This is a genomic window from Ureibacillus thermosphaericus (genome assembly GCF_002370195.2).
Lineage (GTDB): Bacteria > Bacillota > Bacilli > Bacillales_A > Planococcaceae > Ureibacillus > Ureibacillus thermosphaericus.
In genome coordinates this window covers 2,176,898-2,190,282 of sequence record NZ_AP018335.1, presented here as the reverse complement: position 1 = coordinate 2,190,282, position 13,385 = coordinate 2,176,898, and the positions used below count along the sequence as shown (strand labels likewise).

Genomic DNA, 13,385 nt, shown 5'->3' with positions numbered 1-13,385 from the left:
AAATTACCACTTTTATTTTATCACAGACTCCTTATACGGCAACCTATTTCGTTCCAAATGAGCTTGATAATGGAAAGAAGCTGTTTCAATAATAAATCTGGCCGTTATCACCACCATTACAATAAATGGAATGGACAGTTTTTTAAAAGAAGATAATTCTGCTGGTAAATCGTAAATAATCCATTCTGCAATAATGGCAAAAAGTCCACCTATGACAAGAGAAGTAATAAATGGAGGCACATTTTGTACATATTGCATGATCAAATAAATTATTAAATTTACGACAAAAATCAAAACCGCTAAAATAAGCCAGTTGATAAACGGATGACTACCTTCAAAAATTTCATATTTTTTGGAAAATCCAATGGGATTCCATTGAATGAATTTGAAAAATGATAACATTTTTAAACTAACTGTAAGAAAAATCGATGCAAATAAACTAGTAATGAACGCTAAATACAACATGCCAACCACTCCTTTTTTTATATATTTTTACCAATATTGATTTTTCGTATGCGTACGCTAGTACAATTGCTGAAAATTTAGTACAATAAAAAAAGTTGATAGAAAGAAATATTGTTAGAGAGTGGTGTCAGCTGTGGGCAATCAAACACCTATTTATGGAGGACAGGCGCTACTTGAAGGGGTCATGTTCGGAGGAAAAGAACATACCGTTTCCGCAATTCGCCGAAACGATCAATCCATTGAATATTACTATGCGAAAAAACCTAAAAAGCCTTGGATGCAAAAGCTTAAAAAAATTCCTTTCATCCGAGGAAATATAGCCATTATTGAATCCGCTGGAATCGGTTCTAAACATTTACAATTTTCTAGTGATCGTTACGATGTGACGCCCGGCGAAGAGGAAGATGGCCAGGAATTATCAAAGCTAGAAATGATATTCGGCGTTGCAATTGTCGGGATTCTTTCTTTTTTATTTGGTAAATTTGTCTTTACTTTAGTTCCCGTTTTTATTGCCGAATTATTTTCTCCATGGGTTTCCGGTAAATATCCACAAATCTTTTTGGAAACTGGCATTAAACTAATTTTGCTTCTGATTTATTTATATTTCATCTCGTTAACGCCTATCATTCGTCGAGTTTTTCAATACCATGGAGCCGAACATAAGGTCATTAATTGTTACGAAAACGGAATTGAATTAACAGTTGAAAATGTGCAAAAACAATCAAGATTACATTACCGTTGTGGTTCAAGCTTCATTTTATTTACGGTCATTGTCGGGATGTTCATTTACTTATTCTTCCCCGTTGATCCATTATGGTTCCGTGTGCTGATTCGTATCTTATTAATCCCTGTCGTATTAGGCGTTTCCTATGAGGTATTGCAATTTACTAATTCTTTAAGAGATATACCAGTATTATGCTATTTAGGATATCCAGGATTATGGTTGCAATTATTAACAACAAAAGAACCGGATGATGACATGGTAGAAGTTTCAATTGCTTCCTTTAAGAAACTACATGAAATCGAAAACAATCCAGAAATCATCGCCCAATTGAATCACGACTAATCAATGAAATGACGTCACAGCATATGATTGCTGGAACGTCTTTTTTGTACCAAAAAAAACAAAATATTTACTCTCCCCTACCAATTCGGTAACATTACTTTTATAAAAAAATATGGGGGATAGAGAAATGGAAATTGATGTCATAACCGTAATACTTCTTATATTTTTTGGTTTTTTAGGAGCTTTTTTAAATGCCATTGTAGGTGGCGGAGGTTTAATAACCGTACCAGCACTGATGTTTGTTGGACTCCCGCCAGCTAGTGCCATCGCAACGAATAAATTAGCAGCAACGATGGGAAATTTAACAAGCACTCTAACATTCCTAAAAGCTGGTAAAGTAGATATGAAACTGTTAGGGCCAATTGTTCCTTTCGTTTTTATCTTTTCCATGCTTGGTGCCTGGACCGTTCATTTATTGGATCCAGCAATTTTAAAACCCCTTGTGATTATCATGCTGCTTCTAGTTTTCATTTACACAGTAATAAAAAAAGACTGGGGGCAAATTGAAAAGAAAAAAGAATTGACGTGGAAACGAAAAATCGTTTTCCTTTGTTCTTTACTCGCCATCGGATTTTATGATGGTTTTTTTGGTCCAGGAACAGGTTCTTTTATCATTTTTGTATTTTTAATGATAGGTTTTGATTTTTTACAAGCATCAGGAAATGCAAAATTATTAAACTTTACTAGTAATCTTGCAGCATTAGTGATGTTTTTCATACTCGGGGAAGTATTGTTCATCTACGGAATAATCATGGGGATTTCCATGATATGTGGTGCCTATGTAGGAACAAAGTTTGCATTGAAACAAGGAACTACTGTTGTTCGTATTTTATTTATCGTCACGACATTAATTTTACTAGCGAAAAATAGCTATGATTATTTTTTCTAATGATCGTTTGCTGATTTTCGCAAATTAGAAAATATAAAAACAGCTTAGGGGAACCTCGAATTTCCCCTAAGCCATCCGATTACATATTACTAAGTAATGTCACTAAAATTTATTCACCAACACCATTTGACAAAGAACCATTTTTTATTGGTCACACACTTTTTACAGTATGACTTTGTCATAATTATAAACCACATTTTAGTTGGGCACCACATACGGTACATGTGTTGCATCCACCAATTTCTTCTACTGTTCCTTGGCGGCAAACTGGGCATGTATCTCCTACTTCTGAACCGATGTTCACGTTTGTTTGTTGAAGCGGAGCAATTGTTTCTAACAATACGACTGGCTTTTCAACAGGCTCATCCTGCAATTCTTCAAATGTTAACTGCTCTTCTTGCGTCATTTCCGCTTTTAATGTTAACACTTGCGAATCACGGCTACCGTCAACGTAAACCGTTCCACCTTTTGCTCCACCTCTATATAAACGTTCATAAACTTTTTCTACTTGTTCCACCGTGTATCCTTTCGGTGCATTTACCGTTTTAGAGATAGATGAATCTACCCAACGTTGAATGATACATTGAACATCTGCATGAGCTTCTGGCGTCAAATCCATCGCTGTTACAAACCAGTGAGGTAAGTGATGTTCATTTACTTCAGGATGCTTTTCTAAGTATTCTTGAACAATTTCTGCTTTTACTTCGATGAATTTTCCTAGGCGACCAGAACGATAATATGTGAAAGAGAAATAAGGTTCTAAACCAGTTGCAACTCCCACCATAGTACCTGTTGAACCAGTTGGAGCAACAGTTAACAGATGGGAATTTCGGATGCCATATTCAAGTACCCCTTGACGAATATGTTCTGGCATGCGTTTCATGTAACCAGTATTAATGAATGCTTCACGTAAGCGTTTCGTTTCCTCTTCTGTTTCACCTACTAAGAATGGGAAGCTGCCACGTTCTTTTGCTAGTTCAATGGACGTTTCGTAAGCAGTTGTCGCAATCGTTTCGAAAACTTGATCGACAAGCTTGTTTCCTTCTTCTGAACCATATTCTTTTTCGCAGTAAATTAGTAGATCAGCTAAGCCCATTACTCCAAGACCGATACGTCGCTCACCTAGAGCTTGTCTACGGTTTTCTTCAAGGAAATACGGAGTTGCATCAATGACATTATCTTGCATGCGAACGCCAACGCGAACTGTTTCTTTTAATGCCTCAAAGTCCACTGTTTTTTCATCTTTCAATGCAAATTGAGCTAAATTCACTGCTGCTAAGTTACATACTGAATACGGCGCAAGCGGTTGCTCACCACAAGGGTTTGTCGCAACAACTTTTTGGCCATAAGCGCGGGCATTTGTCATTTCATTGGCATTATCGATGAAGAAAATACCTGGTTCTGCAGCATAAGTTGCACATATATTAATTAATTTCCAAAGTTCTCGTGCTTTAATTTTGCGATAAGTGCGCACTCCGTAACCGAGAGCTTCCCACTCGCGCACGTCACCAATTTTGTGCCATTTCTCATTGTAAATTGCCATTTCTTCCGGCGTATAGTTTTCTACATCTGGGAATCGAAGCGGGTATTCTTCGTCTTTTTCAACCGCTTCCATAAATTCATTTGTAATAGTAACAGAGATATTGGCACCTGTTAAAAAGTCTGGATTATGCACAGTGTACGTTCCGCCATCGCGAAGCTTTGTTTCCGCTTCTTTAATAATTGCTTCGCTAAATCCTCCTAAACCAGGGATGTTTTTATAGTTTAGGATTCCTTGATACATCGCTTCTTCAAGCGGCGTTAATGGTTTGAATTTTAATTTTTCTTTCGCATGGCGAACGATTGATTCATCTTCCATATTTTCAATTAAATAGCGCAAAATGCGAGGATTTTGCATTTTGGAAATGATAAATTCAACAATATCTGGATGCCAATCAGCGAGCATGATCATTTGTGCTCCCCGACGCGAACCACCTTGTTCGACAAGATGTGTAAGTTTCGCAATATCATCAAGCCATGATACAGAACCGCTTGATTTTCCATTGACCCCTCTTGCAAGCGTATTGCGAGGTCTTAGTGTTGAACCGTTTGTACCAACACCGCCTCCGCGGCTCATAATTTCCATTACCTTTTTGCGATGTTCACTAATACCTTCTCGGCTATCTGGAACGAAAGGCATTACATAGCAGTTGAAGTATGTGACTTGCGTTCCTGAACCTGCACCGTATAGAACTCGTCCAGCCGGCACGAACTTTAAAGAAGCTAATTGCTCGTAAAATTTTTGGAACCATTCATTGCGTTTTTCTTCTGTTTGTTCAACAGCCGATAAGCCTGTTGCATTTCGTTTCGCAATTTGTTCATAAAAAATTTCTAGAGGCTTTTCAATAACATCTAGAGAACGAACGATGATGCCTGTTTCTTGTTCTTTTGGATCATCGAGTACATTTCTGTATTCTTCTTCAATTAATACTTCTGCTTTATTAGCATTCCAATCAATTGATTGGATATAACCTAATCCTCGAGCTGGAAACTTTGGATCTTCTTTAATTGTTAATACAACAAAATCTCCAGGTTTTAATGTTTTCTTTTCCGTATCCTTGAATGAGTATCGGTCAATCATGACTAATCTCGATACACCTTTATGCGTTATATGCATATCTGGAGTAATTGAATGAACTTGTGGAAATTGTTCAATATCTTTGTTTAGTTGATCAATGAGGATGGTCGTATAAGAATCTACCATTACCATCTGCCAGCCTCCCTTAGCACATATATAATTTATCTATCATTTCCTATATATAAACAATAAAACACAATATATTGTATGTCTAGTAAAATGAACATACAATATATTGTTTCGTTCTACTTAGAAAAGATTACCTCATAACTAGAATCGATTCAAGGGGTTGACAAATAATAATTTCTATGAATCTTAGAAATTTCTAAGTTTGGAGCTGATTATTAAATTTTAGTCACGATTTTTGAACGATAATTTTTAATTACTTTCTGAAATTCCATTCATCATTTGCATATTTTTCTTCTTCTAATTTTTTCACATATTCCTTTTGTTCTTCTGTTAATTCATATGGAACAAGTTCAATTTGTAAAGCTTCTTCAAATCCTTTTTTGAATGCATGAATGCATTCCTCAATAGTGATGCGTCGTGTTGATAAACGGTTAATTGCAACTGCTCTTTCCGGCAATTGTTTTCGCATCCGCTCTTTTGCCTCTTCGGAAGGGAATTTGAACAGAGACAACAGCTTGTCCTCATCGAGATCCAATAAAATCGCACCGTGCTGTAAAACGACACCCTTTTGTCTAGTTTGCGCACTTCCAGCAACTTTCTTTCCTTCTACAACGAGTTCATACCAGCTTGGAGCATCAAAACAAACTGCACTTTTTGGTTTTTTCAATGCTTCTTGTTTTTCCTCCGTATCAGGGATGCTGAAATATGCATCTAACCCTAAATTGTGGAACCCTTTTAACAAGCCTTCGCTTAAAAAACGATAAGCTTCTGTAACCGTTTCAGGCATATTTGGGTATTGTTCTGTAACGATGATGCTATATGTCAATTCGCTGTCATGAAGAACTGCTCTTCCACCAGTAGGTCTCCGAACAAAGCCAATATTTTGCGTTTTTAAAGCATCAAAATCAATGTCTCGATGTGCTCTTTGGAAATATCCAATAGAAAGGGTTGGCGGATTCCACTCGTAAAATCGAATTACTGGTGGAATTTCGCCTCTACTATGAAAATCGAGTAATGCCTCGTCTAATGCCATATTATAAGAAGGACTGCATGGTCCTGAATTAATGAAATACCATTTCGTTTTCAACTTGTTTTCCTCCTCACAACTTTTTTTATTGTATCAAACTGAATGGACGAATGCCAATTTCTTATTTATAATGTTCTATGTAAATAGAAAGGAGAATTTTAGAAGTGGCGACAGTATTATATACGATTGCAACAATCCTAGGACTTATCATTATCTATGTTTTAGTAAGTTCATTCCGTTTGAAAAAATCTGTTACTAATTTGACGCAAGAAGAATTTATTAAAGGATATCGAAAAGCTCAATTAATCGATGTTCGAGAAACAAAAGAATTTGATTCTGGTCACATTTTAGGAGCACGTAATATCCCTTTTACTCAATTGCGTCAACGTTACAAAGAAATTCGTCCAGATCTTCCTGTATATTTATATTGTCAAAATATGACAAGAAGTTCTAGGGCAGCTCTTTTCTTAAAGAAAAAAGGTTACAATCAATTGTATCAACTTCAAGGCGGTTTCAAAACTTGGACTGGTAAAATTAAAACAAAAAATTAGTTTGCCTGTTGAAATTCCTATATTTAAAGAAATGACATGATTCGCCAACAACATTTATGATATTTTACTCATGTCATATATCATCTTTAAAATAGCTAGTTTTAAAAGTAGTAAAAAATATCCATGAGATGCACTCATGGATATTTTTATTTTGAACGCTATTGTTTTTGATAACGCAAAATTGGATTTCTAGCAGCTTGAGTTTCATCTAATCGACTCACAACAGTTGTATGTGGTGCTTCTTGTACAATAGACGGATTCTCTTCCGCTTCTTTTGCGATTTGGATCAGTGCATCACAGAACGCATCTAATGTTTCTTTCGATTCTGTTTCTGTAGGCTCAATCATCATTCCCTCTTCCACATTTAATGGGAAGTAAATTGTTGGTGGATGATAACCGAAATCAAGTAGTCGTTTCGCAATATCCAACGTACGAACACCCAGTTTCTTTTGACGTCGACCGGATAAAACAAATTCGTGTTTACAATGACGATCATAAGGAAGGTCAAAGTAAGGTTGTAGTTTGCGCATCATGTAGTTCGCATTTAATACTGCATATTCTGTTACTAATTTTAATCCTTCAGGACCCATTGAACGAATATACGTATAAGCACGCACATTGATGCCGAAGTTTCCGTAGAATGGTTTTACACGGCCAATGGATTGTGGACGATCATAATCAAAATGGAACGTGCCATCTTCTTTTTTCACTAATACTGGTTTCGGCAAGAATGGAATTAAATCTGCTTTTACCCCTACAGGACCAGAACCAGGACCTCCACCGCCGTGTGGACCTGTGAATGTTTTGTGTAAATTCAAGTGTACACAGTCAAATCCCATATCTCCCGGACGAACTTTCGACATGATCGCATTTAGGTTGGCTCCATCATAATACACTTTGCCGCCCACACTGTGGACGATTTCGGCAATTTCAATGATATGTTCTTCAAATAGACCGAGTGTATTTGGATTTGTCAGCATAAGTGCCGCTGTATCTTCCCCAACTACTCGACGTAAATCTTCCAAGTCAACTAAACCATTTTCATCCGATTTTACTGTAATTGTTTCAAATCCAGCAACAGTAGCACTAGCTGGGTTTGTTCCGTGTGCAGAGTCTGGAACGATTACTTTATTACGATGACCTTCCCCATTTGCTTCATGGAAAGCACGAATCATCATTAATGCTGTCCATTCTCCATGCGCACCCGCAGCAGGTTGTAATGTAACTTCATCCATACCTGTAATTTCTTTTAAAGCTGTTTGAAGTTCGTACATTAATTCCATTGCACCTTGAACTGTTGACTCGTCTTGTAACGGGTGAATATTTGCGAATCCAGAGAAGCGGGCGACTTCTTCATTAATTTTTGGATTGTATTTCATCGTACAAGAACCTAGTGGATAGAATCCAGAATCTACGCCATGATTGCGGCGAGATAATGCTGTATAGTGGCGCATAATATCCAATTCTGAAACTTCCGGTAATTCAGCAGGTTCTTCACGCAAATATTCTTGTGGAATTAATTCTGATAATTCTACCTCTGGCACATCTAATTCTGGCAAGCTGTAGCCGATGCGCCCTTCCTTCGATAATTCAAAAATGAGCGGTTGATTTTCGTTATGCATTGTAAGCCCCCATTTCTTGCACTAATTGATCAATCTCTTCTTTCGTACGCAATTCTGTAACGGCAATAAGTACATGGTTTTCAAGTTCAGGATAATCGCGGCCTAAATCATAACCACCGATAATGCCTTTTTCTAATAATCTTTTGTTTAATTCACTCACTGGTTTGTTTACTTTTACAACGATTTCGTTGAAGTGAGCACCTTGGAATGGAACTGTAAATCCAGCTTGCTCAAACGCTGTTTTTGCATAACGAGTTTTCACGATGTTTTGCTTTGCCATTTCTTGAATACCGCGTTTACCTAAAGCTGTCATAGTAACGGATGCAGCAAGAGCAAGCAATGCTTGGTTCGAACAAATGTTAGAAGTTGCTTTTTCACGGCGAATATGTTGTTCGCGAGCTTGTAATGTTAATACGAAACCGCGACGTCCGTCTTGGTCTACTGTTTGTCCTACTAAACGGCCAGGCACTTTACGCATTAATTTTGAAGTCGTAGCAAAATAACCGCAGTGTGGTCCTCCAAAACTTTCAGGAATACCAAATGGTTGTGCATCCCCTACAGTAATGTCAGCTCCAAGTTTTCCAGGAGGCGTTAACACACCTAATGCTAATGGGTTTGCAGAAACAATGAATAATCCTTTCGCTTCATGTACTAGCTCACCCATTGTTTTCAAGTCTTCAATTTGACCAAAGAAGTTAGGATACTGAACCATAACAGCCGCAGTATCTTGATCAATCATACCTTTTAATGCTTCAATATCTGTTACTCCATCTTTCATTGGCACATTTACTACTTCGATTGATTGGCCATATGCATAAGTTTCTACAACAGTACGATATTCAGGATGGATTGCTTCAGATACTAACAATTTTTTACGTCTTGTTGAGCCAGCAGCAAGCATCCCTGCTTCTGCAAGCGATGTTCCGCCATCATACATGGAAGAGTTTGCTAAATCCATACCTGTTAATTCGGCAATCATTGTTTGGAATTCAAAAATAGCTTGTAGTTCACCTTGTGAAATTTCCGGTTGATATGGTGTATAAGCAGTATAGAATTCAGACCGAGAAATAACATGGTCCACAATAACAGGTTTGTAGTGATTGTATACACCTGCACCTAAGAATGAAACAGCTGTTTCAGTGTTGATATTTTTATCTGCTAAAGCTTTTAGTTCTTTTAATAGCGCAGATTCAGATGCTGCTTCTTTAATATTATAAAGCCCTTTAAAACGCACCTCTTCAGGAATATCCGCAAATAATTCATCAATGCTTTCTACTCCAATGGTAGAGAGCATTTCTTGTTTGTCTTGTTCCGTTATTGGAAGATAACGATGCTTCATTGTTTGACCTCCATTAATTTTTATTTTTCACGTTTATAAAATGGCTTCGGCACAACATGTGCTTTTACCTTTTTATTGCGTAGTTCTACTTCCACTTCTGTACCAATTTCAGTATATTGAATATCTAATAAAGCAAGTCCTAAATTACGTTTCGTACTAGGGATTTGTGTACCAGTTGTAACTTCTCCAATTTCAGTGTCGCCTTTAAATACTTTATAGCCATGGCGAGGAATCCCTTTATCAATCATTTCAATACCAACCAGTTTTCTTGAAAGCCCTTGTTCTTTTTGGTTTTTAAGAGCTTCTTTACCGATGAAATCCGCATCTTTTTGAAGTTTTACTGCAAAGCCGATGCCTGCTTCTAATGGAGAAATATTTTCTGATAATTCTTGTCCATAAAGCGGTAAGCATGCTTCAAAACGCAACGTATCACGTGCTCCAAGGCCGCATGGTATCAATCCATCTTCTTTTCCTGCTTCTAATAGTTTATTCCACAATGCTACAATTGAATTTGGCTCCCCGTATAATTCGAAGCCGTCTTCACCTGTATATCCGCTGCGTGATAACAATACAGAATAACCACTAACTTGAACAGATGCTTTAAATTGGAATGGTTTTAATTCAGATAAGTTCACATCTGTTAATGTTTGCAAGATTTTTTCTGATAGAGGTCCTTGAAGTGCAATTAAGGCATATTCATCTGATTGATTTATAATCGTTACATCGCCTTCTGCATGCTTTTTCATCCATTCAAAGTCTTTTTCAATATTTGCCGCATTGACAACAAGCAAGTATTGGTCATCGCCAAGATTATAGACGATTAAATCATCTACAACCCCACCATTTTCATAGCACATCACATTATATTGTGCGCCGCCAACTGGAATTTTTGAAATGTCATTGGACAATAATTTTTGAAGATAGCCGAGAACATCTTTCCCTTTTACAAAAATTTCTCCCATATGGGATACATCGAAAAGTCCAGCACGATTTCTTACAGCTTCATGTTCATCCTTTATTGATGAAAATTGAACAGGTAATTCCCATCCACCAAAATCAATCGTTTTTGCACCATATTTCGCATATTCATCAAATAATGGTGTTCTCTTTAATTCTCCCATCGTGAAACCTCCCTCATTAATTAACAATTTACTACCAATATCTTTAAACTAGGCAAAAAGGACAGAAAATCCCCTTTTTAAAGGAATTCTCTGTCCTTGCACCTGAAAGTTACACCTATTATAAAATAGGCTTTCCCCTTGGGTGGCTGTTATTCAGCACTCTCCAGAGTTGCGTCCCGTACGAGTCTTTTTGCCTGAGAGATTCATAGTTCTACTACTTGCTCCTTCGGCGACGTAAAAACGTTCTCTCCCCGCACAATCATCCGCACCATATGAAATTTTTCAACAAACAGACATCTTTGCCTATATCCTAACATTGAACGTAATAGAAGGCAATCATTTTTTAAAATTCCTTAAAAAAACGAACATTTTTAAACAACAACACCTTATCATTCGCCTTTTAGTCGATTCACTTGAAAAGCAATATAATTTACCACTTGGCGAATTGTTCGATCTTTTGTAAGGACACGGATGTGAGCGGCTCTTTTATAAAATTTTCTCCTATAATAATATAGTCGTTCCAGTTCTTTTTTAGTCGAACGTTGTGCAATTGGTCGATTTTTGTCATTTTTTATTCTTTTATAAATGTCTTCAAATGATGCATCAAGAAAAAAGATTAAACCTGTTCTTCTCATTATTTGTCGATTTTCTTGTCTCATTGGAACGCCGCCACCAGTCGCAATAATGCAAGCTTCGTCACGAAAGTTTTTTAAAAATTCAGTTTCTAAATTTCTAAAATATTCTTCTCCAAACTTTTCAAAAATTTCTGGAATCGACATGCCTTGTTGTCTGACGATTTCTTTATCCATATCATAAAAGGGCAATCGTAGGGCATAGCTTAATTGGCGTCCGACTGCACTTTTTCCGCACCCCATAAACCCTACTAAGTAAATCTTTCGCATAATTAGACACCTTTCTACTAAAACTCTGCGGTTTCTCCAAGTAAATTTATCGTAGCACGAATGTTTATGTTTTCCAATGAATTTATAATAGAAAATTGAGTTAAGTAGGTTGAACTGTAAAAAATTACAACAGTGATAAGAAAAAACAAAAAGACAATGGCAACGGGAAATATCATGCCTTTTTCGTTATTTATGATATTGTACAAGTAACGCTCTCTCCTTTACAATACCATTCAAGAATTCTACTTTTATCGTTACAATATTGTTTGAAAGGGAAAACTCGGCATGCCGAATACCAATTAATAGTGGCACATAACCTTGATCATTGATTTGCAAACGAATCACATCTGTAATCTTGTTTATTTTTATCGTTTTTGTGGAAGAGTCTATGATATATAATGAATTATTCATTATATAAATATCCTCTGCATCAAGCAAATATTGTTGTAAATCATGAATAAAGATTTCCCATTTAATTTGTTCTTCTGCCACGATCGTGTTGTGCCATTGTTGAATTAATAGATAAAAAATAAAAATTACTTGAGCGAGTAACGAAAAAATCACCAATTGAAACAGCGCCTCGATAAATGTAAATCCATTTCCACTTCTTACAATTCGCCATCGCCATTGATGCATTTGTATCGTACCCCATCTAAATTGTTAAATCGTACACAAACCGCATCTGTTTGAAAATACCAAGCATATTCTACGTTGTCGATCCATTTTTTCCCTTCGAAAATACCGGTATTTTTAGCAATAATAACTGCTTCATAGGCCACTTGGGATGCATGTAATTCCAACGATTGATTGTATAGAGAATGCTGAAGTTGAAAAATGAACGGAATAAAACTTATGGCTACTATAATAATCATAAGCGTTAGCAACGATTCTAACATGGAAGTCCCCTTTTCATTCCACATAACGAATTCGTCCTTTATTGATATTAATGACAATATGTTTTTGTCCGAAAGGAGTGTAAAAAGTGAATTTCCCAAAATTTTTTACATTTCCATCTGGATCAATTCGAAGAGTTAATAAATTACTATACTGATCAAACTCAATGATTTCCGGTAGTTTTCTCTCTAAAATCACTTCATCTAGTTGATGGTATATTCTATAAGTATCTTGATTTACAAAAGAAACAAAACAGCTCCTTTGCTTTTCCAAGGCCAACATTTGTGCCATTTGAATGTCTAATGTAAATTGGTGGAAAAACTGTTCCACAACCATTTTTTCTGTCATTTTAAAAGAAAAGGTTGTCCCTAACATACCAACCAATACGACAATCATTAAAACGAATAATATTTCTAATAGCGTATACCCCTGTTCTTTCAATAGCTCTATGCTCCTTTATTGATTGATTAATGTCACAGTTCCATCCGTCTCAATGGTAAATCCCTTGCCATTCGGACATTTATCCATCCCCTCTCTTAAGTATCCCTTGTTTACTAACTGATCTAATGTAGGGATGGTTTTGTATTCAATTTTGTATGATTCTACCTGCCCTTGTACCATGCGGATATATGCTTCACAACCTTTATCATCAATCGTATTCCGATGTTTCGTTACGTTTGGAACAGTTACTAATATTAAGATAGATATAATAAATAGCACAATTAACATCTCAATTAACGTAAAACCTTTTTGATTTTTCATG

General features: G+C 36.4%; 14 protein-coding genes and 2 riboswitches. Of the genes, 3 read left to right on the top strand and 11 right to left on the bottom strand.

The window, feature by feature from the left end:
• Positions 1-12: 12 nt before the first annotated feature.
• Positions 13-465 (bottom strand): hypothetical protein, encoded by a 453-nt coding sequence (locus UtA1_RS10525; RefSeq protein WP_096550959.1) that lies wholly within the window; start codon positions 463-465, stop codon positions 13-15.
• Between the two features lie 133 nt (positions 466-598).
• On the opposite strand from UtA1_RS10525, the gene UtA1_RS10520 reads away from it, so the two are divergent.
• Together UtA1_RS10520 and UtA1_RS10515 are read left to right on the top strand one after the other, a co-directional pair.
• Entirely contained in the window at positions 599-1,531 is a 933-nt protein-coding gene (locus UtA1_RS10520; protein WP_096550958.1) for a DUF1385 domain-containing protein, read from the top strand.
• A 127-nt stretch (positions 1,532-1,658) separates the two neighbouring features.
• Entirely contained in the window at positions 1,659-2,420 is a 762-nt protein-coding gene (locus UtA1_RS10515) for a TSUP family transporter (RefSeq protein ID WP_096550957.1), read from the top strand.
• Positions 2,421-2,604: 184 nt separating this feature from the next.
• Here the strand turns inward: UtA1_RS10515 and UtA1_RS10510 are convergent, their stop codons facing one another.
• Entirely contained in the window at positions 2,605-5,169 is a 2,565-nt protein-coding gene (locus UtA1_RS10510; RefSeq protein ID WP_096550956.1) for a vitamin B12-dependent ribonucleotide reductase, read from the bottom strand.
• A gap of 250 nt (positions 5,170-5,419) precedes the next feature.
• Positions 5,420-6,253 (bottom strand): lipoate--protein ligase family protein, encoded by an 834-nt coding sequence (locus UtA1_RS10505; protein ID WP_096550955.1) that lies wholly within the window; start codon positions 6,251-6,253, stop codon positions 5,420-5,422.
• A 104-nt stretch (positions 6,254-6,357) separates the two neighbouring features.
• On the opposite strand from UtA1_RS10505, the gene UtA1_RS10500 reads away from it, so the two are divergent.
• The gene (locus UtA1_RS10500; RefSeq protein ID WP_096550954.1) at positions 6,358-6,744 is read left to right on the top strand and encodes a rhodanese-like domain-containing protein; all 387 of its coding nucleotides are present in this window, start codon (positions 6,358-6,360) and stop codon (positions 6,742-6,744) included.
• A gap of 158 nt (positions 6,745-6,902) precedes the next feature.
• On the opposite strand, the gene gcvPB is transcribed toward UtA1_RS10500, so the two are convergent.
• From gcvPB to comGC, 8 genes are all read right to left on the bottom strand, one after another.
• On the bottom strand, positions 6,903-8,366 hold the full coding sequence (gcvPB, locus tag UtA1_RS10495) for an aminomethyl-transferring glycine dehydrogenase subunit GcvPB (RefSeq protein WP_096550953.1): 1,464 nt from the start codon (positions 8,364-8,366) through the stop codon (positions 6,903-6,905).
• Positions 8,359-9,705, bottom strand: coding sequence for an aminomethyl-transferring glycine dehydrogenase subunit GcvPA (gene gcvPA / locus UtA1_RS10490; protein WP_016837726.1), 1,347 nt, complete (start codon positions 9,703-9,705; stop codon positions 8,359-8,361). The genes gcvPB and gcvPA overlap by 8 nt, the downstream gene beginning before the upstream one ends.
• A 20-nt stretch (positions 9,706-9,725) precedes the next feature.
• Positions 9,726-10,826, bottom strand: coding sequence for a glycine cleavage system aminomethyltransferase GcvT (gcvT, locus tag UtA1_RS10485; RefSeq protein WP_096550952.1), 1,101 nt, complete (start codon positions 10,824-10,826; stop codon positions 9,726-9,728).
• Between the two features lie 88 nt (positions 10,827-10,914).
• Positions 10,915-10,995: riboswitch (glycine riboswitch) on the bottom strand.
• Positions 10,996-10,998: 3 nt separating this feature from the next.
• Positions 10,999-11,089: riboswitch (glycine riboswitch) on the bottom strand.
• 126 nt (positions 11,090-11,215) lie between these two features.
• Positions 11,216-11,728 (bottom strand): shikimate kinase, encoded by a 513-nt coding sequence (locus UtA1_RS10480; RefSeq protein ID WP_096550951.1) that lies wholly within the window; start codon positions 11,726-11,728, stop codon positions 11,216-11,218.
• A 186-nt stretch (positions 11,729-11,914) separates the two neighbouring features.
• On the bottom strand, positions 11,915-12,364 hold the full coding sequence (gene comGF / locus UtA1_RS10475) for a competence type IV pilus minor pilin ComGF (RefSeq protein ID WP_096550949.1): 450 nt from the start codon (positions 12,362-12,364) through the stop codon (positions 11,915-11,917).
• Positions 12,337-12,648, bottom strand: coding sequence for a hypothetical protein (locus tag UtA1_RS10470; protein WP_016837721.1), 312 nt, complete (start codon positions 12,646-12,648; stop codon positions 12,337-12,339). The genes comGF and UtA1_RS10470 overlap by 28 nt, the downstream gene beginning before the upstream one ends.
• Positions 12,638-13,063, bottom strand: a complete 426-nt coding sequence (comGD, locus tag UtA1_RS10465) for a competence type IV pilus minor pilin ComGD (protein WP_016837719.1) — start codon at positions 13,061-13,063, stop codon at positions 12,638-12,640. The genes UtA1_RS10470 and comGD overlap by 11 nt, the downstream gene beginning before the upstream one ends.
• 15 nt (positions 13,064-13,078) lie before the next feature.
• On the bottom strand, positions 13,079-13,384 hold the full coding sequence (gene comGC / locus UtA1_RS10460) for a competence type IV pilus major pilin ComGC (RefSeq protein WP_096550948.1): 306 nt from the start codon (positions 13,382-13,384) through the stop codon (positions 13,079-13,081).
• Position 13,385 lies beyond the last annotated feature (1 nt).